Genomic DNA, 23,770 nt, shown 5'->3' on the forward strand with positions numbered 1-23,770 from the left:
CAGATGTAAAAATAAAAAAGAATCTGCTCAAAAGCAATGTTTTGAGCAGATTCTGAAGTTTTATGTAGTGAAAATCACTTTACAATTTTCATTTCGTCAATCAGCCATTTAGAATCGGCAAATTTATCGATGATGAAAAGGATATATTTCGTGTCAACCATAATGTTTCTGCTGAATCTTGGGTCGTAATTGATGTCGCTCATCGTTCCTTCCCACTGTCTGTCGAAGTTCAGACCGACAAGATTTCCCTGTGCATCCAAAGCAGGTGAACCGGAGTTCCCTCCCGTGGTGTGATTGGTTGCGGTAAATCCGACAGGAACATCTCCAGATTTGTCTTTGTAAACTCCGTAATCCTTTTTGTTGTAAAGGTCAAGAAGTTTTTGCGGAACATCAAACTCATAATCTCCGGGAACATATTTCTCTACAACACCAGCCAAATGCGTCTGGAAATCATAAGAAACAGCATCTCTCGGGCTTGATCCTTTAATTTTTCCGTACGTCACTCTCATGGTAGAATTGGCATCAGGGAAGAATTTTCTGTCCTTATCTGTTTCCATCTGCTGAGCCATGAATTTCTTCTGCAAAGCATCAATTTTAGCCTGTAATGAAGTGTACTGAATGTCTGCAGATTTAGAATAAGTATCCTTTAAACTGTTGAATAGAATATACATTTCATCTTTTTTGATCGCTTTAATCAATTTGTCAGGATTCGAAAAAGCTTTATCGATATCTGCTGAAAGGCTTGCCCCGTTCACTTCAGATCTACCTGTGATTACAGAATTTTTAGATAAATTCTCAATAGTCTGAAGGTTTTGAGCCTCATTTTTATACCTGTCAAAACCTGCAGGTAAAAACTGGGTAGCCGTTTTGTTGGCATACAGAGCCAAAAGTTTAGCCGTCACTTTCGCATCCAGTTCAGCACTGTAATCTTTATAGAATGATGATAATCTGTTTTTAAAAGAAGCGGTCGTTTTCTCATCCATTTTCCCTGATTCTACTGCTGTAATATAGCTTGAATAAAGGTTGGCAAGAGTTAACGTTTCCGCATTCCTGATGGTTTCAGTGTAATACGCGTTGTTCAGAGCGTAAGGCGCCTGCTCGTTGTACAGCTGATTCAGCTGATCAAGAGTTGTCTTAATGTCAGGATTTTTCGCGATTAAAGTCTGCTCGTAAGCTGCTTTTTTCTGAACGGCATTAGATTTTTTTAAACCTTCCACTTCACCGATCCACTTTTTCCAGTAATTGGCTACAGAAGCGTATTTAGAAGCGTATTTGATACGGGTTGCATCATCAGCACGCATTTTTTCGTCTAAAGTTTTCAAAGCTACATCACGCACTGCAATTCTCGCAGGGTCGGTGTCTTTCATGATTTTGTCAACTGCAATTGACGGAAGATATTCTGTTGTTCTACCCGGAAAACCATACACAAAAGTGAAATCATTTTCTTTTTTATCTTTTATAGAAACCGGAAGGTAATGTTTAGGCACATAAGGCACATTGTCCTTTGAATATTCTGCAGGTCTGTTATTTTTATCAGCGTAAATTCTAAACATAGAAAAATCTCCTGTATGTCTCGGCCAAACCCAGTTATCGGTATCTGAACCGAATTTTCCGATGCTTTGTGGCGGTGCTCCCACCAAACGGATATCCTTAAAAGTATCGATGACGAAAGCATAATATTTATTTCCGTAATACATCGGTCTCACCATAACCTTCTGTCCGGATTCGGTTTTAGTCGTCGACTGGACCTTCTGAATATTGGCATTGATGGTTGCTACATCCAGATAAGGATTTCCCTCAAGAACTTCTTTGGTAACGTCTTTAATATCAACGATGAAATCTACGGTAACCCCAGGATTGGCCAGTTCTTCAGTGCTGTTTTTTGCCCAGAAACCATTAGATAAAAGATCATTCTGAACTGTAGAATGTGACTGAATCTGGCTGTATCCACAGTGGTGATTGGTGAGTAAAAGGCCTTTAGGAGAAATAATTTCAGCAGTACATCCACCGTTGAATTGTACCACAGCGTCTTTGATGCTTGGCTTTTGCGTGTTAAATATATCTTTGGCAGAAATTTTCATACCCAGATCCTTCATTTCTTTTTCGTTCAGCTCAGTCGGGATCCACATTCCACCGTATTGCTGAGCAAATCCCAGAGAGAAACTGAAGAATGCAGAGGCAATCAGAATATTACGTTTTATCATTAGGAAAATTTTTTGCCTAATTTACGCATTTAAAATTTTCCTGAAAAAGAAAAACCCTTCCGAATTTTATTCCAAAGGGTTTTTGCATTGTCTGTGTGTTTTTAGACCATAAAAATTACAAAATACTTCAACGTTGGGAACAGTCTCAAAGTTTAGCTTCCACACTTTTCATCATATTTTAGACGTCACAAAATAATGAAATATTTAAGTAAAATAAAATGAACCTAAGTTAACGCAATCCGCTTTCTGATACGGCTTAGCGCCTGCGGAGTAATGCCGATATAAGAAGCGATATGCTTTAACGGAATATCTGAAATAAAATTCGGGTAGGTTTTGACTAAATTTAAATACCGCTCTTCCGCACTGTTTACCAATAAAGAAATTTCGCGCTGGGTTTTTCTCACGTAAAGATGTTCAGCTGAAATTCTTCCCATATAGTTTCCCACAGGAGATCTTGCGTACAGTTCCTGCAAATCATCAAAATGAATTCTGTAAACCGTTGTTTCCTGCACTGTCTCTACGTTGTAGGAACATGGAGATCGGGTAATAAAAGAATCGTAAGCACTTCCAAACATATTTTCGGCAATGAAGGAGAACGTAATTTGCCTTGAAGGTTCTGTAGGATGGGTTTTATTAACGAAAAACCTGATGATGCCGGAATCAATAAAATATAGATAATCTTCAGTCGTACCCTCCTTTAAAATCAGCTTTTTCTTTGGATAAATGATTTTTTTAAATTTACTCACATGATATTGAGCTTCTTCATGAGACAAACCGTCGATAGTCCTGTAAATACTGAGCAATTTTTCCATGAAAGGCTGATAAATAAGGGATATTAGTGACGCAAAAATAATTCTTCTGATTTAAATTTGCAAAAATATTCGTTACTTTTTAAATTTCAGTTGAAATTTTTCACAGCCGTTTTTTGTTTAATCTTCAAAATCTAACTTAGAAAAAGGTCAGAATAATTTGAACAGAAAAATTAATCTGATTTAGAACTGAAAAGAATTTATTTTTTCGTCATGCATCATTTGCTTAATCAGCATTTCGTGGTTTTTACTTTTACCTGTCAGCAACCAGCTTGTGGTGGTGTTCTCCCTTGAAAAAGCCTGTTTTACGACAGTGAATTTAAGATTGTATTTTTTAAATAAATTTTCACAATAATTGAGATCCTCTTTTTTTAAAACCATAATTTTATACTCACGGAGTTTGTGATTCCGGTCTATGAAATTCTGAAAATAACTGAGCGAACTTAAGATCAGTAAAATCAAAACAGTTCCCAACAGCGAAAGGTAAACATAGCCGGCACCCATCGCCATTCCCACTGAAGCTGTTGCCCAGATTGTTGTAGCGGTTGTGATGCCGTCAATTTTATTATCACCTTTAAAAATAACGCCGGCACCCAAAAATCCGATCCCTGTAATGATGTTGGCGGCAAGCCGGTCCGGATCCTTAATACCGATTTTTATGGAAAGAATAGTGAACAGACACGAACCAAAACAGACCAGAATAAAGGTTCGCAAACCCGCAGATTTATTCCTGTATTCCCTTTCTGCACCGATGCAGAGGCCGAGAAACACCGAAATGAAAATCAGCACGAGTTCGTTTTGGATGGAGTGGTCTTTCAGGAAATCCATTTTGAAATTTGTTTACATAAATTTACAATAAATATTTTTTAAAACGCCCTAACTTTGCCTTTCATAATATAGAAAACAATGAATAATCTGAACGAAAAAGAAAAAATGCTGAGCGGAGAAATGTATGATGCTACAGACGAACTTTTAGTGCAGGAGAGAAATCTCTGCAAAGATCTATGTTTTGAATACAATCAACTTCGGCCATCAAAAATTGAAGAAAGAAAAGCATTAATTAAAAACCTATTCGGAAGAACTGCAGATAACTTTCATGTAGAACAACCTTTCTACTGCGATTACGGTTACAATATTGAGATTGGCGAGAATTTCTACACCAACGTCAACGTCGTGATTATAGACTGTGCAAAAGTCACTTTCGGAGACAACGTTTTTATAGCTCCGAACTGCGGTTTTTACACGGCTGGTCACCCTTTCGATGTGCTAGAACGCAATAAAGCTCTGGAATATGCCTACCCAATCACCGTCGGAAACAATGTGTGGATTGGTGCTGGCTGCAGCATTCTTCCCGGCGTTACGATTGGTGACAATACGGTGATAGGAGCGGGAAGCGTGGTGACAAAAGATATTCCTGCCAATGTTTTGGCAGTGGGAAATCCGTGTAAAGTAATTCGTGAAATTAGGGATTTATAATTCTGTAGTTAGCATTTTTTTTAGTCATGAGATACTTTTATCATATTTAAATGATTTTGTACTATTCACGACTGGTCTTTTAATGAAGATAATCACTTTTCAATATAAAAAATAAGACTGCCATCTATGACAGTCTTATTTTATATAAATTTTAGAGACTAATTTTTTAGAAATTTATTAGTGATAAACCTGTCCTTTGTGTAAAGTTTAATCATATAATTTCCTTTTGACAGTTCGGAAACATTGATTGAATCACTGTTAAGACTTTGGGATTTTAGAATTCTTCCTGAAGAATCAAAAGTTTCAGCTTTCACTATTTTTTCTTTAGATTTAAAATATAAAATGTCTTTTACCGGATTTGGGTAAATAACTAATTCTAAATCATTTTTAATGCTTTCGGATGTTCCCAACATGCTTTCAACAGTCGTTGTATATGTATTTGTAATAATCGGATAATTATAATCAAAATAAATATTTGCTGTGTTATTAAAACTTTGTCCGGCTGTTAAAGTAGATTTTGTTTTGATTTTAAAGGCTACATAGCCGTCATTCGTTGCATCAGCGAAGGGCAGTTGAATGTTTTCAAAAATAAATTCTACCGTATTTGGATTTGTAATTCTTGTTACAAAGCTGTGACTTCCATTCAATGCCTGTAATGTATTGATGTCAAATTTTGATGTGTCGATCACGTCTTTTACTACAATATTTTGTGCATTTGCCGTTCCGGTATTCTCAAATCTGATTAAATAATGAACGTAATCACCAACTTTAGCCTGAGTAATGGTAGCTCCTTCCAAACATGTTTTGTCATTCGGATCAAAAGAATTAACAACAGTTTGGTTTAGCGTAAATGTATTGTCTAAAGGGGTTTCGTCGACAGCACCATTGATTTGAGAAGAGTAACTTAAAATATTTCCTCCCGATAAAGGTGGTGTTTGTGTCGGAGCATTGAGTACAAATGTCAATGTGATTTCTCTACTCTCAAATGGAAGAAGATTGGCGAAATTCCAGTTTAAAATTCCTGTTGATTGCGAAGCTGGAGCTAGTGTAGAGCTAAGAAAATTCATCAGATTATCATCAAAATTATATACCAATGTTCCTGATTGTGTAGTTGTTCCTTTGTTTTTATAAATGATTTTATATTTTGCATTAAAACCTGGAGAAGCTATAGTTGTCGGGATAATAACGACTTCCAGATCATTATGATTTCCATTGGGAGCGAGACAGAAATTCTGAGTTAAAGGACTTGTTTGTGTAGGAAAATTGGCAGTTATAACACTTGGAGATATTGTCCAATAAGTTGGATTCTCTGAAATTGGTGTAATAGTATGAGTACCCGAAAGCACAGGGATAGAGTAATTTCCGGAAGCATCTGCAATCATATTTCCCGAAGTTGATCCGCTGGTTATCGAAAATTTCTGGAAAGGTTTGATAACATCATTGATATCACAGCCATTATTATTTACATCATATTTTGTATTTCCCACCACTTTATAAAAAGTACCACCCGGCGTGAAAGAGCAATAAGAATTTAATACAATATTGTTGAGCGAATATGAAGATAAATAATTGCTGATAGCTGTGAAATCATCATTATCACAGCAAATATATTTAAGATTCGGGTTATTGTTATTAATATGAAACCAAGAGGTTACATTCAAAACAGTTCCTCCGCTTTTCAGATTAATGTTTTTTAGAAGTGGATTGTCATAGATCGATATATTCTCTAATAGTGGATTAAGACTTAGATCTAGAGCTGTGAAGTTATTATTAGTTGTCCCAAACAATCTTAGGTGTGGAAAATTTGAAAGATTTAAAGATGTTAGACTGCAATTATTTACAACAAATGATTCTATGTTTGTACAATTATTTATTGATAATGAAGAAAGTGGAGTATGAGAAAGAGATATTCCTACCAGACTTTGTAAATTATTCAGTTGAAGATTTGTAAGTGATGCACATGTATTGATTTCTAAATTATATAAATCTGTACAACCTGTTAAATTAATATTATTTGTTAATGGACTAAGTGCAATTTTGAGATATTCTAAAGCACTCATATTGCTTAAGTTAAAAGATTGTATATTGGTTTTAGTGATAAATAATTTTTCAAGATTAGGACAATTAACAACATTAAGACTATTGACTGGTTGAGGCGAATTTTGATTGTCAATCGTAATATTTTTTAATGAACTGCTTTGAAAGTCATAATTTATAATATTATTATGCTCTGATGCTATAGTTGTTAAAGATGTGCAACCTGCAATATTTAGAGAGGTTAATTGCGAGTTATAATTTACTGTTAATGCAACCAGATTTGTCATAGTACTTAGGTCAACAGTCGAAACGGAAGTACCAAATAGATATAATTCTGATAAATTAGTAAGACTTTTGATACCTTCTACAGATTGTATGTTTGCTCTGTTTGCATAGTTAAGATCAGATAGTTTTACTACATTATTAGCTTCGCTTTGTTGTATTTGACCATCGTTATTTGTATCTATAGCGATATTAATTCCAAATTGATTCTTCGCATAACCATTACTAAAATTTGCTGTTAACAAAAAATTTTTAAAAGCAGCATCAGGAATATTCACAATTTGCGCCTGAAATATAGAAAACAGCAATAATAAAATCAGGAAGTAGTTTTTTTTCATATAAATGGTAAATTTTAAATTCTTTACAGTGTGAAAAACAAAAATATATTATTAAGATTAAATCTCAATGATATATTATGTTAAATTATTAAATAGCATGTATTTATCCAGTTAATTACAGTCTAACTGATAATTTAGACCTTTATTCTTCGACATTTTATTCTAAATATTTTCTGTTTTGAATTTTTTTAATCTATTAATAATTTCCTTAACTAGAATCATTGACAAGATTAAAAATGCAATACTTATCAAACTTAGAAAAAAATTAAAGCTTCCTTCCATATCGTCACCAATGATGGTAAGCGAAAAATAAAGAGTTACGCAAGCATTGAAAACAAGGGCTGATAAAAGTAAATAGGTGAAAATTAAATTGAATTTCTCATGTTGATTTTTTCTAAATCTCCTCAAAAGAAAAGAATTGAAAACGATATAAATAAACGTCAAATAGTATTCTATTCCAACTGTAACTTTATGACCACTTGCAAAAAATAGGGTTAATATAAAGAAGAATGCGAAATGTAAAATCGTTCCGTATAAAATAGAAGCTATTTTTAATTTTTTAACATTCATTTCATCTTATTTTATACAATTAGAGTACTATCCAATCAAATCCAAAAACTGCTGCTCATCCAGAATCTCGATCGTCCCGATGTCCTGCGCTTTCTTCAGTTTGCTTCCCGCTTTTTCACCAACAACCAGATAATTCAGATTTTTAGAAACCGCAGAAATATTCTTTCCGCCGTGTTTTTCTACCATTTCTTCCGCAGATTCTCTGGTAAATAATGATAATTTTCCGGTAAAGAGAAAAGTTTTTCCTTCTAAAGCGTTGGATAAAACTTCATTTGTATTTTCGCCTTTTTCCAGCTGAACCCCGTAAGATTTTAACCGTTCCAACATCAAAATGTTTTCAGGATTATTGAAAAAATCAACGATGCTCACCGCGATTTTCATCCCGATATCTTCCACCTGACAGAGTTCTTCTGCAGTCGCTTTTTTCAAATCGTCAATCGTGTTGAAATTCTTAACCAATTTCTTGGCAACCGTTTCACCAACGTGTTTGATGCCGATTCCAAACAATACTTTTTCAAAAGGAATTTCTTTAGATTTTTCGATTCCGTCAATGATATTCTGAGCCGATTTTTCAGCCATTCTTTCCAGAGGCAGAATCTGTTCTTTCGTTAAAGCATAAAAATCTGCAGGATTTTCAATCAGTCTTTCTTTGTATAACTGCTCGATGGTCTCACTTCCCAAATTGTCAATATTCAAAGCTTTCCTCGAAACATAATGAATCATTCTTCCTACAACCTGAGGCGGACAGTGCAAATCATTCGGGCAAAAATGAATCGCCTGGTCTTCCAGTTTTATCAGTTCAGTTCCGCATTCCGGACAGTTTTTGATGTACTCGATTTCTTTGCTGTCAGAAGTTCTTTTCTCTTCGTTGACTCCGACGATTTTGGGAATAATTTCACCACCTTTTTCCACGTAAACGAAATCGTGCTCGTGCAAACCGAGTTTTTTAATAATATCTTCGTTGTGAAGAGATGCGCGCTTTACGGTTGTTCCGGCCAATAAAACGGGTTTTAAATTGGCAACAGGCGTAATCGCTCCGGTTCTGCCGACCTGATACGTTACTTTTTCTAGCTCGGTTTCAACTTTTTCAGCTTTAAATTTATAGGCCATCGCCCAACGTGGAGATTTTGCTGTGTAACCAAGCTGTCTCTGCTGTTTTAATGAGTTGACTTTCAAAACAATTCCGTCAATTTCAAATGGCAGATTATGTCTTTCCGTATCCCAGAAGTTGATGAACTCTTTTATTTCATCTAAATTTTTACAGAGTTTTGCCTGTTCTGAAATTGTGAATCCCCAGTCGTGAGCTTGATGAAGCAGTTCCCAATGGGTTTCCGCCGGAACTTCCTGCGAAACAAACTGGTACAAAACCGAAGACAGTCTGCGTTTTCTAACTTCACCACTATCCTGCATTTTCAGACTTCCGCTTGCTGTATTTCTTGGGTTCATAAAAAGGTCAAGGCCTTCTTCTTCACGCTGTTTGTTGATTTTATCGAAGTTTTTTCTTGTTAAATAAATTTCTCCACGCATAAAAAAACGTTCAGGAAAATCTCCGGTCAGTTTTACCGGAATATCTGAAATGGTTTTCACATTCGAAGTAATTTCGTCGCCTTGAAAACCATCGCCACGTGTGACTGCCTGAACCAATTTTCCGTTTTCATACAGAATTGAAATTGAAGCGCCGTCGTATTTTAATTCAGCTACAAATTCTACGGTTTCATCAATGGTTTTAATGATGCGTTTTTCCCAGTCTGCCAGGTCATCATAATCGTAAGAATTATCCAAAGAATACATTCTGAACTGATGCTGAACGGTCGGGAAAATCTTGGTCACACCGCCACCAACACGCACAGTCGGAGAATTGTCATCGTGAAATTCGGGATGTTTGGCCTCCAGATCCTGAAGTTCTTTTAATAATAAATCAAATTCAAGGTCAGAAATGCTGGGCTCATCCATCAGATAATAGTTTTCATTATGCTGGTTGAGTTCTTTGCGGAGCTGTTCTATCTTTTGCTGAATGTTTTCGGACATGACCTGAGTTTATTTCCGACAAAAATAATAAGTCTTGAGGATATTTTACGGATTAAAATTAAGATTAAATTCAATAAATGTTTAAAGCTTTTTAAAGCTCAGTTGATAATGTCTTTTTAAATTTGCATATTGTATCATAGAATTCAGTAAAAATCGAGAGCTGAAATTTTTTATGACGAAGATTATTTAAATTATGAAATCGCCACGAGAACATTTTTGTCGCAAACAATCGATGAAGATAGGGCGATAACATAAAACCTTTAAAAAAAAGTAGTATCTACATATGAAAAAGTTTATCTTAGGGTTCGCAGTTTTAACGACAGTTTTTATGAGCGCACAGACCAGAATTATTGCCCACAGAGGTTACTTCCAAACCAATCCGCCTACCACAGAAAATTCAATTAAAGCTTTGCAGAATGCACAGGGTTTGAAGATTTACGGTTCCGAATTCGATGTGAGAATGTCTAAAGATGGCATTTTGGTCATCAACCACGACGAGCATCACGGTAAAATGGAAATTTCTGAAACTGATTTTAAAGAACTTTCAAAAGTTAAACTTTCGAATGGTGAAAAATACCCGACACTGAAAGATTATCTGAGAGCAGGAAAGCTGGATGGATCTTTGAAATTAATTGTAGAAATTAAACCTGCCAAAACACCAGAACTCGAAAATGAAATGGTGGAAAAAACCATCAGAATGATCCGTGAAATGAAACTTGAGCATCAGTGCGAATATATTTCATTCAGTTTAAATATTTGCAGGCAGATTAAAAAACTGGCTCCGGAATTTAAAGTTCAGTATCTGAACGGAGAACTATCGCCACAACAGATCAAAGAACATGGCTTAGACGGACTGGATTATCACTACAGCGTTTTCCAGAAAAATCCAACATGGATTTCCGAGGCGAAAGCTTTAGGTTTAATTACCAATTCATGGACGGTAAACGAACTTATTATTTTCGAAGATCTGAAGGAGCAGGGGATAGATTTCGTAACGACCAATATCCCTGATAAACTAAAGTAAAAATAAAGGACTATTTAAATTTAATACCACTCTGCCTTATAAAGGGCAGATTTTTTTTGTCTGAAATACTTAAAAAAAATCAATCTTAAATACTTTGAGGTACGTGTGTGGTATCTTTTATTTTCTCGGGAAAAGACAATAAAAATAGGGCAAATAAGGCAATAATTTGCATTAAAGAATATTCATTTTTCTAAACTGCTGTCTCTTAAAACTTTGTCTGTTTCCGTTAATCATAAATTAATATGGTGTTCAAAAATCCTTTAAAATATGTTAAAACGTTATTAAACTTATGCTCATCATAGCTTTCTAATTTTGCGCAAACAAAAATTGGATATGCGTAAAACTACTCAGAAAGTTGTAATGTTATCACTCTTAGGACTGATCAGCATCAATGTAGCGGCTCAGGAAAATGCAAAAAAAGACAGTGTAAAATCTATAGAAGAAGTTGTAGTAACAGCTTTGGGAATTAAAAGACAGGATAAATCTCTCGGTTATGTTGCGGAGAAAGTAGATGGGGAAGAATTTACGAAAACTCAAAACAACAACTGGGCGCAGGCGTTGGAAGGTAAAGTGGCTGGTTTGAAGATTCAGACTGCCGGCGCCGGACCTTTGGGGTCTGCAAAAATTACGCTACGTGGAAGCGCATCAATGAACATGGATAAAAATGAAGCATTGATTGTTGTAGACGGAGTTCCGCTGGGAGGTACAAATACAGGAACAGGTAACGCGGCTTACGGAGCAGGAACAGGTGGAGATCTTCCTGTGGATTTCGGAAATAATTTTAACAGCATTAATCCTGAAGATATCGAATCTGTAACGGTTTTGAAAGGGGCTACAGCTGGTGCATTGTATGGTGCGCGCGGAATGCATGGTGCCATTATGATCACCACAAAATCAGGAAAGTCTAAAAACGGAAAAGTATTAGTAACCTTTAATTCCAATACCAGTTTTGAGTCTGTTTTGCACTGGCCGGATTATCAGTACGAATACGGGCAGGGAACTTTGCAGAAAAATACAGCAGGACAATACTATTACTCTTTTGGAGCTTCTCCCGATGGAGTTAATACAGGTTCTACGAGCAGTGCTTTTGGACCGAAGTTCAACGGACAGTCGTATTTTCAATATGATCCAACGGTACAGGGGCAAAGCTTACAACGGCAGGAATGGAAACCTTACCGAAACAATATCAAAGACTTTTGGGGTGTAGGAACAACCTATGCTAATAATTTGTCACTTGAAAGTTCTACAGAAAAAACAGCACTCAGAGCATCATTAAATTATACAAAAAACAACTGGATGATGCCCAATACGGGTTTTGACAGATTCAACGGAGCTTTATCAATAGATCATCATGCGAATGATAAGCTGCATATTGTCACTAAGTTTTCTTACAACAATACCAAAAGTGATAATCTTCCGGCGACAGGATACAACAACCAGTCGATTTCTTACTTTATGATTTTCCAGAATCCGAATGTGGATTTAGAATGGTACAAACCTATCTGGAAAAACGGTCAGGATCAGATTGATCAGATACATCCTTTCAGCTCGTTTATCGACAATCCTTATTTGATTGCTTACGAAATGCTGAACGGTTTAGAAAAAAAGTTCATTACCGGAAATGTTACTGCAAACTATAAGTTTACGAAGAATTTTGATGTAATGCTGCGTTCAGGACTTGAGCTTACCGACGAATTGAGAACAACCAAAAGACCTTACAGCTCTGCCAATTATCTTCAGGGGTACTACCGAGAGCAGCATATCAAAAATGCCGAATACAATACTGACGTATTATTCAATTATAAAAATAATTTTGGAAAATTTGGTTTTAATGCTTCAGCAGGTGGAAATCTTAGATTTAATAACTATGTTTTGAATGACTACCGGGCGACAGGATTAAAAATTCCTGGTCTTTATGAGCTTACCAATGGTATTTCTTTACTTACAAGAGTTCCGCAGCCAAGAGACAAGGAAATGAACAGTTTGTACGGATTGGCATCATTAAATTACGATAATGTGTGGTTTTTTGATATCACTGCAAGGAATGACTGGTCAAGTGCTCTTCCGAAAGAAAACAGATCTTATTTTTATCCTTCGGCGGCTACATCTTTTATACTTTCAGATATTTTCAATTTAAAATCAAGCAAATTCAACTTTTGGAAACTGAGAGCTTCATGGTCAATGGTGGGAAGTGATACAGATCCTTACAGCTTACTACAGACATATAATACCAGCGATTTTAATAATTCTGCTGAGGTTGCCTCAATTTATTTTAATCCAAATCTTAAACCTGAGATGAATACCAACATTGAAGCAGGGATGGATTTTAGTTTCCTTAAAAACAGACTTACGTACGGAATTACGCTTTACCAAAACAATACAAGTGACCAGATTATTCCTGTTCCCACTTTAATTGAAACCGGTTATTCAACAAGAATTATCAACGCCGGAGAAATAAGAAACAGAGGTATAGAGATGACGCTTGGAGCATATCCTGTAAAAAACCAAAACTTCTCATGGAACGTTAGTGCCAACTGGTCTATGAACAGAAACAAAATTCTTTCGTTACCTGCAGAATTTAACGGTGAACCTTACGTAATGTCATCCGTTGGAGGTGTTGTGTTCTTCAATGCAGTTGTTGGAGGATCATTGGGAGATATGTACGGCGCAAAATTACAGAGATCACCAGACGGTCAGGTGATTTATGGCTCAGATGGTTTGACAGCTAAATCGACAAAAGCTGAATTCGTAGGAAATGCTTACGCCAGATGGAGAGGAGGTTTACAGAATACATTTAAATATAAAAACATCTCACTTTCATTAAGTATCGACGGTCAGTACGGCGGAATGGTTTATTCCCAGTCTCATCACAAGATGTCTGAGCAGGGTAAATTGGTGCACACTCTGGAAGGACGTGACAATCCGAACGGAACCTTCGTTGGAGTTGGGGTCGTGCAGAATGCTGACGGCAGTTTTTCAACCAACACCAAGGCGGTCGCGCTTCATACCTATTACGGAGATTACTACAGAAGAGCCAACATAGAAACCAATACTTTCGATGCCAGTTATATCAAACTTAGAGAAGCTACAATTACCTACGATTTCCCTCAGGATTTGGTTAAATCTCTTAAAATGTCTAACCTGAGCATCTCTCTCTACGGAAGAAATCTTTTGATGTGGACGAAAGATTTCCCTCTTTTCGATCCTGAAGCGGCCACCCTGAATGATTCTTCTATCACACCGGGAGTTGAAGTCGGGCAGTTGCCAACAGCAAGAACCATCGGTTTACAATTGAATGCTAAATTTTAAAAAAAGAAAAATAATGAAAAATAAAGTTTCTAAATTCTGTACCGTTCTTATTGCAGCAGTGATGCTTACTTCTTGCGACAGAACTTTCGAAGAAATCAATACAGATACAAGCAAAATCAATACCCCAACAGCAGGTAGTCTTTTGATGCCTATCCAGTACAATATGTCTGTAAATGCGTATACAAGAGCCAATGGTTTCACTTTTGATATCATGCAGGATGTGGTAGATTTTCCCAATGAAGGAAATACCCTCAGTAGATATTATATCACAGAATCTACAGGGAATTCTTACTGGAATGCTTCTTACAAATGGCTGAAGCAGAACAAAGATATGTACGACTTCGCCGTTAAACAGGGTGATAAAAATTATCAGGCCATCGCATTGGTACTCAATACATGGATGTATGCCAATCTTACAGATACTTTTGGAGATATCCCTTTCAGTGAAGCTTCAAGAGTTGATGAAGGTATTACCCAGCCTAAATTCGATAAACAGAAAGATATCTATATCAAGCTTTTGGAAGATTTAAAGACAGCCAACTCTTTATTTGTAACAACGCAAACGCTTTCAGATGCAGATCTAATTTTCGGGGCAAGTACTTCAACAGCCGGAGTTGTAAAATGGAAAAAATTCTGTAACTCCTTATCATTAAGATTGCTGGGTCGAATTTTGAAAAGAAACGGGGAAATTGATGTACACGGTAAAATTCAGGAGATTGTAAATAATCCGACAGTTTATCCATTAATGACCGGCAATGCAGACACTGCAGGATTGGATATTACAGGAGTAGCTCCGTTATTGCCACCGATTGCAAGACCTCAGGATTTCACTACAGGGCGTGCTGCAGCTGAATTTTTTGTGGAAACACTTAAAAATAATAACGATCCCCGTTTAGCAACATTCTTTACCCAGGCAAAAGATATTGCTACTCAGCAAAACATTGGCTACAAAGGTGTTCCGGCAGGTTATACTCCAGGAACATCGTTTTCTTATCAGCCGTCTAACATGAATCAGAATTTAGCGAAAGCTCCGCTCAAAATTCTTATTTATCCGTATGCTGAGCTTCAGATGACTCTTGCTGAATTTGCCCAAAAAGGAATTATTTCCGGAAATGCTCAGGCTTTTTATGAAAACGGTGTAAAAGCCGCAGTAGAACAGTGGGGTGGAGTGGTTCCTGCCAATTACTTCACTAATCCCAATGTGACCTACAACGGAACACTTGAAAGAATTATGCTTCAGAAATATGTAGCGCTCTTCTTTGTAGACCAACAGCAATGGTATGAAAAGAGAAGAACCGGTTTCCCTGTTTTACCAAACAACGGAGGCTTACTCAACGACGGAAAATTACCTCAAAGACTGATGTATCCTACTCAGCCGAGAATTTTAAACGCAACAAATTATCAGGCGGCAGCACAATCGATTGGAGGTGACGATATCAATACCATCAACTGGTGGAACAAATAATTTCACTATCTAAAATTTAATTAAAATTAAAATGAATCTAAAATATATCATACCGTCATTGCTTGTTTCATCAATGGCTCTGGCGCAGACTTCAGTTTCAGGATATGTCTTTGAAGACAGCAATAAAAACAGTAAGAAAGAAAACAAAGAAAAGGGAATTGAAAATGTAGCAGTATCCAACGGAGCTCAGGTGGTTTTAACGGATAAAAACGGAAAATACAGCTTGCCCGTTTCAGAAGGACAAACCATTTTCGTGATTAAACCGTCCGGTTACATGATGGGTTTAAACCAAAATAATCTTCCTCAATATTATTATCAGTACAAACCAAAAGGTTCACCCGCAGATTTTAAGTATAAAGGAACTGGTCCTACAGGAACGCTTCCAAAAGAGCTGAATTTTGGTTTATTCAAACAAAATGAAAGCAAAAATTTCGACATTTTAGTTTTCGGGGATCCGCAGCCTTACACAGAAAAGCAGTTAGATTATTTCAAAAGAGCTATTGTGAATGAGGTGAAGTCAACCAAGAAAAATGCTGTTTTCGGGATCAGTCTGGGAGATTTGGTGGGCGATGATTTAAGTCTTCAGAAGCCTTATGCAGACATTATGAAAGAAATTGGCCTGCCCTGGTACAACGTGATGGGAAATCACGATATGAATTATGATGCTAAGGAAGATATGCTTTCCGACGAAACTTTTGAAGCCAATTTCGGTCCTGCAAACTACTCTTTCAACTACGGAAATGTACATTTCATCGTGCTTGATGACATTTTGTACCCAGATCCAAGAGATGGAAAAGGCTATTGGGGAGGTTTCAGGGAAGATCAGATTCAGTTTATTCAAAATGACCTGAAACTGGTTGACAAAGACAAACTGATTGTGGTTTCTTTTCACATTCCTCTAGATCACAACAATGAAGATAATTTCAGAAACGCAGACCGTCAGAAACTGTTTGATGCGTTGTCACCATTCAAAAATGCTTTGTTGCTTTCGGCTCACACGCACATTCAGCAGCAGATTTTTTACGGAAAAGCTCAGGGCTGGACCGGCGCTAAAGATCTGCACGAATACAACGTCGGAACAACCTGTGGCGACTGGTGGTCCGGTACTTCAGACGAGATCGGTTTGCCGACTTCAACCATGAGAGACGGAACTGCAAAGGGTTATTCTTTCATCAGTTTTAAAGACAATCAATATAAAGTTAAGTACAAAACGGCAGGGAAACCCGAAGATTATCAGATTCAGCTCTACGTTCCGAAAGTGATTCCTTATCCATCAAAAACTTCGGCTAAAGTTTTGGCAAATTTCTTTATGGGAAGCAGAAGGGACAAAGTAGAATACAGAATCGACGGTGGAAAATGGGAAGAAATGGAATACAGCGAAACCATCGACCCTAATTTTGCACAGTCGGTTTTCAAATGGGATGCTACAGATACACTTTTCGCAGGAAGAAGACCTTCAAACCCTGAGCAATCCAAGCACATCTGGACAGGTGGGTTTGGAAATAAAGTAACCCTTGGAAAACATAAAGTTGAGGTAAAAGCCCATGATATGTACGGAAACGAATTTACCGCAACGGAAGAATTTGAGGTTCAGAATTCTGTTCTGATTCCTTAAACGATTTCATTTTTTTACTATACTTCAGTTGAAACCGGCTTCAGAAATGTTGCCGGTTTTGATGTTTTTGATTAAAACTGTATTTAATTAAAAATTTTATCAACGATGTCAGTCTGAGCCTGTCGAAGACCTTTTGAATTAAAAATTAATAGACTTTAAATATTGTATTTCGAAAATAAGTCTACGCTTTTATCTACCCAAATATGGTATTAATTAAAATTATATCAGCGTTGTCAGTCTGAGCCTGTCGAAGACTTTTTGAATTAACAATTGATATACTTTTTAAATCTTCATATTTCTAACATAAGTTTCAGCGTTGTCAGTCTGAGCTTGTCGAAGACTTTTTGAATTAACAAATTGATTTACTTTTTAAATCTTCGTATTTCTAAATTAAGTTTACGCCTTTGTCTATCTTTAAATAAAAACAATCAATCAAAAAAACATTGTCCCGCCATACGTTTACATGAAATCCAACTTAGCTGAGTTAAATGCCCTTGCGATCGAAAATGTCAGATAATCAACTAAAATTTCTTGCGGTCATCGTGTTAAAAACAATCAGATAGAATTTCAACATAACACATTTTTATTAAATCAAAAACATAAACACGTGTTTAAAATTTAGGTTTTGTAAATTTGTACCTTCAAAAATTAGATAATGAATTTAAAAGGAAAAAATGCCATTGTTACAGGTGGTGGAAGAGGTCTTGGGAAAGCGGTTGCTTTAATCCTTGCCAGTGAAGGCGTGAATGTAGGTATTACCGGAAGAAACGAAGAAAACCTTAAAATGACTGTTGACGAAATCCAGAAATTGGGTGTGAATGCAACGTACGCAGTTTTCAGTATAGATAATGAAATTCATGTGAAAGCAGGAATCGAACAGATCGCAGAGCAATTGGGAGGTGTTGATATTCTTATCAACAACGCAGGAATCGGAGATTTCGGCAGCATCGAGGAAATGTCTTCTGAAGTTTGGGAGCAGGTCATTAAAACCAATCTGTTCGGAGTGTATTATGCAGCAAAAGCAGTTCAGCCTTTTATGAAAGCAAAAGGAGAGGGCGATATCATCAATGTAGCATCAACAGCAGGTTTGAAAGGTGGACCGAATATGTCGGCCTACGCAGCATCCAAGGCGGCAGTGGTTTCACTATCTCAATCCATGATGGCAGAATGGAGAAAGCAGAACATCCGTGTGGTGACCCTTACGCCGAGCACAATCGCTTCTGACATGTCTATCGAAGGTGGCTTAACAGACGGAAATCCCGACAAAGTTCTTCAGCCGGAAGACTTCGCAGAATGGGTAAGAGATATTTTGAAAATGAACAGGAGAGCGCTGATCGCCAACGGTTCTATTTTCTCTACAAATCCGTAGGGATTTAAGATTTAAGGTTTAAGATTTAAGATTCAATGTTTAAAATTTAAAATTTTGATTTTCAGACTTGAGTTGTTTATAAAGTAATAGCGGGCAGTTTGTCCGCTATTTTTTATTAAGAGCCTGTTTAAAAATGATTAAAAAACAAATTTTCAAGGCATTGTTCTTTTCCCCAACATTAAAGGGTGGAAAAATGCCTTGAAAATTTCATCAAGATTAACTCCCTTTAGGGTCGGGGGGAAATTAGTTTTGATGAAATTTAAGCAGGCTCTAAATACTGTGAGTTTTAATTTATATCATAAAATCGATATTAAAATATTATTCTAAAAATCTTTGTGGTCTTCTACAAGTTTACGGCTCTGTGAAACTTAAAAACATTCAGCAGGTAAAAAACTCCTTGCCCTCACTGTTCAGTTTAAACCATAAGCTCAGCAGTAAACGTTATTATCTATCACTTCAAAACCCTTTATCAATGGTCTTTTTTTGAGTGTTATCACATTCATTCTTACCTTTACACTCAAACACTCAAACACTCAAACACTCAAACACTCAAACACTCAAACACTCAAATACTCAAACACTAAATCAAAATTATGCAGAAAAAAACAATCAAAAACACAGACCTCTCTGTGGCACCCATCAATTTTGGAGGAAATGTCTTCGGATGGACACTCAATGAAAAAGAATCTTTTGACATTCTTGATCAGTTTACTGATGCCGGTTTTAATTTTATTGACACAGCAGATACTTATTCGTGGTGGGTCAACGGAAAGGGCGGACAGTCCGAAGAAATCATCGGAAAATGGATGAAAGAGCGCAACAATAGAAACGATCTTGTGATCGCCACGAAAGTCGGTTCGGAAACAAAGGAACATGGCTATGATATCAGCAAAAAACATATTCTGAAATCGGTTGATGAATCTCTGCAGCGCCTTCAGACCGATCATATCGATTTGTACTACACTCATTTTGACGACGACAAAACGCCGGTGGAAGAAACTCTGGAAGCGTACGATGAGATTATCAAAGCCGGAAAAGTACGCTACATCGCTGCTTCCAATGTTTCTCCGGAAAGACTGAAAGAATCTTTCGAAGCCGCCGAGAAAAACGGTCTCCCTAAATACGTCGCTCTTCAGCCTCACTACAATCTGTTAGAAAGAGAAAAATTTGAAAGTGAATATGAGCAGCTGGTCAAAGATTTTGATCTGAGCGTTTTCACGTATTGGTCGCTGGCAGCAGGTTTTCTCACAGGAAAATACCGCAGCGAGGAAGATTTTGCCAAAACAACCCGAGGTGAAGGCGTGAGAAAATATTTTGATGACAAAGGAAAAGCAGTTCTCAAGGCTTTGGATGAGGTGAGTGCAAAACACAATTCCAGTCCGGCAACGGTTTCTCTGGCCTGGCTGTTGGCTAATCCGCTCATCACAGCACCTATCGTAAGTGCGACGAGTAAAAATCAGCTGGAAACTTTGTTCGCTGCGCCAAAATTAAATCTGGATAGTAAAGATCTGCAGATTCTGGATGAAGCTTCGAAGTAGATTTTTTAATTTAAAATAAATGAAACCATGGCTTTTGCTGTGGTTTTTAGTGATAATTGACAAGTCTTTAGATAATTTTTTTATTTTAATAAAATCGTATGAAAGTGAGGTTGCTCAAAGTCATGAGACTTAGCGCAGCGGGAATTATATTCACAGAGTTAGACTAGAAAATTCTTTAATAAGAAAAATGCACTAAAATGATAAAAAATCACTTAAAAAAAATAACTGTCCTAATAATTTTTGAAGTATTAATGTCTCTTTTAGTTTCGTTAATCCCTTTTGCAGTAATTAATAATTTATATAGAATCAATTTAATAGTAATTTTAAATATATATAGAACTCCAATTGTTTTTATTGCTTATTTTTTATTGCACATAATCATTAATAGAAATTTAAATCTATTAATTAATATTGTTCTGAATATATGTATAAATTTAATATTGTTTATTCCTTTTATAAAAAGTGAACATTATCCCTTCTATAAAGAAGACTTTTTTATTATTTTTCTTATTGCAATATTACTTTCTCCTATACTTGTGAAAAGTGAATTTGTTCAAAATAAGTTATTTTCAAAAGTTACTGACAGAAAATTTTAAAAATATAAATTTGTGATTTTCATTGTTACAATCTTGCAACTTTAAAATCTTAAAAAATTTTAAAATTTCTACCGATGTCGCGGATTTGCAATCCGTAACTGTTCCGCTTCGCAAAGTCTCCTTACTACTGTTTTAAATGCTTTAATCTTCACATCAGCGTATTATTACAAACATCGCTATAATATTTAAGTCGGCATTGCCTGCGATTTGCTATTTTAGAAGCAAAACATCTTCAGCCAATTGTCATGTCACGTCCAGCGGATGTTTATTTAAAACACACCTAATGCCTCAAGATAAAATCCTTCACTAGATTTATCTCCCATACTTTCAGCTAAATTTATCCTATCTTCTTCAGACCAATCTTCAGTATTTGCTTTACCAATTTTGATAAGATTTTGCAAAAATTCTTCTGATGAATTACTACAGAATGCCACAACATTATAGTCACCATCTAAACTAAAGATTTTATTTGATTTACGATCTATCGCAATCGGGTCACCAGCTCCATCATGACCTACAATAGTAAAGTTACCACTGGATTCAATACGATCTTCACTGTAGAAATTTATCATTCCAATATCAAAAAAATTCACATTATAATTTTTGATTAAGTCAAGTATCGGATCTTCATAAAAAATATAATTAGAATTATTTCTTTTTATAAAACAACTTTTTCGAATTGCTTCTTCGACAATTTTTTCTTGATCAGGATTTCTTAATAGCCATTCATGAAATAAATTTTCACTTTCTTTAATGAAATTTATCGTTACTATATTGTTATTTTCCATAATATTTTATTGTTCATATTAAAGTAGATGCGAGCATAGAAAGTTGTCTTGATAGATGTCGCGGATTTGCAATCCGTGACCGTTCTTTTTCGAAAAGTCTTCCGACTCTGTTTGGAATTTCTTAAAAATGTCAATCCACTACACAAACATAATTATGATATTTCACGTGGCATTATGCAGTAAGCTATTTTAAAACCAAAACATCTTCAGTCAATTTGTCACATGACGTTCAGCTATAGGAATCTGTAAAAATAGTTTAAGGTATACAAAGGGTATCTCGAGTGTATCTCGATAGCACATAAAAAGATACAACAAAATGACAAAATTTATCGTCACTCATCAAGCTGGTTATGTTTTCAACCTCAACCTTAATCTCGGATCCCCGCACCCCGCACACTAATTTCAAATTTCAAACCTGAAATCTCAAATCAAATTCCTTATTTTTGCAGCAAATTACTCACATGCAAAATTATTTAGAATTCGATTTCAAAATACAACCACTTCAACCCTGGGGAGATATATTAATGGCGGAACTGATTGAGATTGGTTTCGACAGTTTCACAGAAGAAATTCATGGTATTTTAGGTTATATTCAGAAAGATTTATTCAAAGAGGAAGATTTAAAAACACTTCCTTTATTTCAGAATGAAGAGGTGAAAATAGAGTATACTTTCACGGAAATGCCCAACATCAACTGGAATGAAGAGTGGGAAAAGAATTTCGAACCCATCAATATAGATGATAAAGTATTGATCAGAGCAGAATTTCACGAGTCTGTGGAAGGTATGCACGAGATCATTATTCAGCCAAAAATGTCTTTCGGAACAGGTCATCACCCGACCACGCATCTGATGATTCAGCAGATGATGGATATTGATTTTAAAGACAAAAAAGTCCTTGATATGGGTTGCGGAACTTCAGTTCTGGCTATCTATGCAAAACAAATCGGTGCCGGTGACACAAAAGCGATCGATATCGACGAATGGTCAGTTGAAAATTCCAAAGAAAACGCAGTAAGAAATGGAGTAGAGCTGGATATCGAACTGGGAACTGCCAATAATTTAGGAAATGAAAATTACGATATTATTTTGGCCAACATCAACCGAAATATTTTAATTTCAGACATTCCAACTTATGTTAATGTATTGAATGAAGGAGGCAAGCTGTTGTTGTCAGGCCTTTGTTTCTTTGATGTAGAGGATATTCTTGAAGTTTGCAAAGATAACAATCTGGAATTGCAAAAGAAACTGCAGCGTGAAGAATGGGTAAGCCTTCTTCTTGAAAAATAGATTTACAAAACTTCAGAAGTTTCGTAAACTTGTTTCGCAGACCGTTTGTCTATACTCAGCCTGACAGTACTTCCTAAATCCTTTTGGTACTCACTGTCACGCTGAGCGCAGTCGAGCGTTATCGCAATAATCCATTCTCAATCTCTGCCTTAACCTCAACCTCAAAAAATGAAACCTTTCCTCACCACACTTTTTATATGTTTTATCAAAATCCTTTTCGCTCAGGAAAATGAGATTTACGCCAACGGTGTTTTTCATTTTGAAGACAACAAAACGCAGAAGATTTTTACTGATCACACGAGAGTGAGACAATCTCCTGATGTAAATTCTCAGATCTTAGATTCGCTGAAAACCAATCAGCAGATCGTGATTTTGAAAAAAAAAGAAAATATTCTGAAGTTGGGTGAAAGAATTGCCAATTGGTACAAAATATCTTATCAGAAAGACAATCAGAATTACGAAGGATTTATCTGGGGAGGAAATCTTGCGGTTGGTTTCAGAAGCAAAAACGGTTATGATTTTCTTTTTGGTTTAACGAAAACGGTGAGCAGAAAAAATCCGGAATATGACGGTTCGTTTCCTCAGAATTACGCATCTGTAAAATTGTTGAAAGATAATCGTTTGGTTGATGAGGTCTCATTTGAAACGGGTTTAGGCGAAAGTTTAAGCTTCGGAACCTTTAATGTAGAGAGCAATCACCGTCTGAAAAATGTAGAATTGACATTAAAAGCGACAGTCTCCGGCGAAGCCTGTGGAATAGCCAGCTACGATCAGTATGTATTGGTAAAAGGTGAAAAACTCGTTGCTCTTCCTCAATTGACGACTGTAGGTGATGCAGATGTGTATTACCACACAGAAGAATTCATTTTCCCTAACGATAAAGGCGGAATTCCTAATGCTTTCATTTACAAAATGGAGGAGGTGGAAGAAGATGAAAAAGAGCGGGAGAAATTTAAACGTTCGTCAAAAACATATCTTTGGAACGGAAATTCTTTTAAAGCGAAATAATATTTTTATTATAAAATTGAAAACC

Annotated in this window: 16 protein-coding genes; 9 read left to right on the top strand and 7 right to left on the bottom strand. The window is 36.1% G+C overall.

Annotated features, from left to right (window positions below):
- Positions 1 to 74 precede the first annotated feature (74 nt).
- The 3 genes from IC610_RS08935 to IC610_RS08945 form a co-directional block, all read right to left on the bottom strand.
- Positions 75 to 2,204, bottom strand: coding sequence for a S46 family peptidase (locus tag IC610_RS08935; protein ID WP_191736535.1), 2,130 nt, complete (start codon positions 2,202 to 2,204; stop codon positions 75 to 77).
- A 224-nt stretch (positions 2,205 to 2,428) separates the two neighbouring features.
- Complete coding sequence (locus IC610_RS08940) at positions 2,429 to 3,016, bottom strand: Crp/Fnr family transcriptional regulator (protein ID WP_191736537.1); 588 nt, start codon at positions 3,014 to 3,016, stop codon at positions 2,429 to 2,431.
- 180 nt (positions 3,017 to 3,196) lie between these two features.
- Positions 3,197 to 3,841, bottom strand: coding sequence for an MgtC/SapB family protein (locus tag IC610_RS08945; protein WP_191736539.1), 645 nt, complete (start codon positions 3,839 to 3,841; stop codon positions 3,197 to 3,199).
- A gap of 78 nt (positions 3,842 to 3,919) precedes the next feature.
- On the opposite strand from IC610_RS08945, the gene IC610_RS08950 reads away from it, so the two are divergent.
- Entirely contained in the window at positions 3,920 to 4,489 is a 570-nt protein-coding gene (locus IC610_RS08950; RefSeq protein WP_191736541.1) for a sugar O-acetyltransferase, read from the top strand.
- A 158-nt stretch (positions 4,490 to 4,647) separates the two neighbouring features.
- Here the strand turns inward: IC610_RS08950 and IC610_RS08955 are convergent, their stop codons facing one another.
- The 3 genes from IC610_RS08955 to ligA form a co-directional block, all read right to left on the bottom strand.
- Positions 4,648 to 7,146, bottom strand: a complete 2,499-nt coding sequence (locus IC610_RS08955; RefSeq protein WP_191736543.1) for a DUF7619 domain-containing protein — start codon at positions 7,144 to 7,146, stop codon at positions 4,648 to 4,650.
- Between the two features lie 162 nt (positions 7,147 to 7,308).
- Entirely contained in the window at positions 7,309 to 7,716 is a 408-nt protein-coding gene (locus IC610_RS08960; protein WP_191736545.1) for a hypothetical protein, read from the bottom strand.
- 27 nt (positions 7,717 to 7,743) lie between these two features.
- Positions 7,744 to 9,744, bottom strand: coding sequence for an NAD-dependent DNA ligase LigA (gene ligA / locus IC610_RS08965; protein WP_191736547.1), 2,001 nt, complete (start codon positions 9,742 to 9,744; stop codon positions 7,744 to 7,746).
- 283 nt (positions 9,745 to 10,027) lie between these two features.
- On the opposite strand from ligA, the gene IC610_RS08970 reads away from it, so the two are divergent.
- The 6 genes from IC610_RS08970 (at position 10,028) to IC610_RS08995 (ending at position 20,064) form a co-directional block, all read left to right on the top strand.
- Positions 10,028 to 10,768, top strand: a complete 741-nt coding sequence (locus IC610_RS08970; RefSeq protein ID WP_191736549.1) for a glycerophosphodiester phosphodiesterase family protein — start codon at positions 10,028 to 10,030, stop codon at positions 10,766 to 10,768.
- A gap of 333 nt (positions 10,769 to 11,101) precedes the next feature.
- Positions 11,102 to 14,077 carry a SusC/RagA family TonB-linked outer membrane protein gene (locus tag IC610_RS08975; RefSeq protein WP_191736551.1) on the top strand — a complete coding sequence of 992 codons (2,976 nt, stop codon included), beginning with the start codon at positions 11,102 to 11,104 and terminating at the stop codon, positions 14,075 to 14,077.
- Positions 14,078 to 14,090: 13 nt separating this feature from the next.
- A complete protein-coding gene (locus IC610_RS08980) occupies positions 14,091 to 15,542 on the top strand; it encodes a SusD/RagB family nutrient-binding outer membrane lipoprotein (RefSeq protein WP_191736553.1) in 1,452 nt (483 codons plus the stop codon).
- 31 nt (positions 15,543 to 15,573) lie between these two features.
- The gene (locus IC610_RS08985; RefSeq protein WP_191736555.1) at positions 15,574 to 17,157 is read left to right on the top strand and encodes a calcineurin-like phosphoesterase C-terminal domain-containing protein; all 1,584 of its coding nucleotides are present in this window, start codon (positions 15,574 to 15,576) and stop codon (positions 17,155 to 17,157) included.
- Between the two features lie 655 nt (positions 17,158 to 17,812).
- Positions 17,813 to 18,526 carry a 3-ketoacyl-ACP reductase gene (locus tag IC610_RS08990; protein ID WP_191736557.1) on the top strand — a complete coding sequence of 238 codons (714 nt, stop codon included), beginning with the start codon at positions 17,813 to 17,815 and terminating at the stop codon, positions 18,524 to 18,526.
- Positions 18,527 to 19,119: 593 nt separating this feature from the next.
- The gene (locus IC610_RS08995; protein WP_191736558.1) at positions 19,120 to 20,064 is read left to right on the top strand and encodes an aldo/keto reductase; all 945 of its coding nucleotides are present in this window, start codon (positions 19,120 to 19,122) and stop codon (positions 20,062 to 20,064) included.
- 865 nt (positions 20,065 to 20,929) lie between these two features.
- On the opposite strand, the gene IC610_RS09000 is transcribed toward IC610_RS08995, so the two are convergent.
- Positions 20,930 to 21,448: a hypothetical protein gene (locus tag IC610_RS09000; protein WP_191736559.1), complete on the bottom strand. Its 519-nt coding sequence runs from the start codon at positions 21,446 to 21,448 to the stop codon at positions 20,930 to 20,932.
- A 461-nt stretch (positions 21,449 to 21,909) separates the two neighbouring features.
- On the opposite strand from IC610_RS09000, the gene prmA reads away from it, so the two are divergent.
- Together prmA and IC610_RS09010 are read left to right on the top strand one after the other, a co-directional pair.
- Positions 21,910 to 22,737 (top strand): 50S ribosomal protein L11 methyltransferase, encoded by an 828-nt coding sequence (gene prmA / locus IC610_RS09005; RefSeq protein ID WP_191736560.1) that lies wholly within the window; start codon positions 21,910 to 21,912, stop codon positions 22,735 to 22,737.
- 168 nt (positions 22,738 to 22,905) lie between these two features.
- A complete protein-coding gene (locus IC610_RS09010; protein WP_191736561.1) occupies positions 22,906 to 23,745 on the top strand; it encodes an SH3 domain-containing protein in 840 nt (279 codons plus the stop codon).
- Positions 23,746 to 23,770 lie beyond the last annotated feature (25 nt).

This window comes from Chryseobacterium caseinilyticum, from assembly GCF_014837145.1.
GTDB lineage: Bacteria > Bacteroidota > Bacteroidia > Flavobacteriales > Weeksellaceae > Chryseobacterium > Chryseobacterium caseinilyticum.

Coding starts and splice junctions, on each gene's coding strand:
- IC610_RS08995 (WP_191736558.1), top strand. CDS start 19,120: ATGCAGAAAAAAACAATCAAAAACACAGACCTCTCTGTGGCACCCATC.
- IC610_RS08980 (WP_191736553.1), top strand. CDS start 14,091: ATGAAAAATAAAGTTTCTAAATTCTGTACCGTTCTTATTGCAGCAGTG.
- IC610_RS08935 (WP_191736535.1), bottom strand. CDS start 2,204: ATGATAAAACGTAATATTCTGATTGCCTCTGCATTCTTCAGTTTCTCT.
- IC610_RS08955 (WP_191736543.1), bottom strand. CDS start 7,146: ATGAAAAAAAACTACTTCCTGATTTTATTATTGCTGTTTTCTATATTT.
- IC610_RS08985 (WP_191736555.1), top strand. CDS start 15,574: ATGAATCTAAAATATATCATACCGTCATTGCTTGTTTCATCAATGGCT.
- IC610_RS08950 (WP_191736541.1), top strand. CDS start 3,920: ATGAATAATCTGAACGAAAAAGAAAAAATGCTGAGCGGAGAAATGTAT.
- IC610_RS08940 (WP_191736537.1), bottom strand. CDS start 3,016: ATGGAAAAATTGCTCAGTATTTACAGGACTATCGACGGTTTGTCTCAT.
- IC610_RS08975 (WP_191736551.1), top strand. CDS start 11,102: ATGCGTAAAACTACTCAGAAAGTTGTAATGTTATCACTCTTAGGACTG.
- prmA (WP_191736560.1), top strand. CDS start 21,910: ATGCAAAATTATTTAGAATTCGATTTCAAAATACAACCACTTCAACCC.
- IC610_RS08945 (WP_191736539.1), bottom strand. CDS start 3,841: ATGGATTTCCTGAAAGACCACTCCATCCAAAACGAACTCGTGCTGATT.
- ligA (WP_191736547.1), bottom strand. CDS start 9,744: ATGTCCGAAAACATTCAGCAAAAGATAGAACAGCTCCGCAAAGAACTC.
- IC610_RS08970 (WP_191736549.1), top strand. CDS start 10,028: ATGAAAAAGTTTATCTTAGGGTTCGCAGTTTTAACGACAGTTTTTATG.
- IC610_RS09010 (WP_191736561.1), top strand. CDS start 22,906: ATGAAACCTTTCCTCACCACACTTTTTATATGTTTTATCAAAATCCTT.
- IC610_RS08960 (WP_191736545.1), bottom strand. CDS start 7,716: ATGAATGTTAAAAAATTAAAAATAGCTTCTATTTTATACGGAACGATT.
- IC610_RS08990 (WP_191736557.1), top strand. CDS start 17,813: ATGAATTTAAAAGGAAAAAATGCCATTGTTACAGGTGGTGGAAGAGGT.
- IC610_RS09000 (WP_191736559.1), bottom strand. CDS start 21,448: ATGGAAAATAACAATATAGTAACGATAAATTTCATTAAAGAAAGTGAA.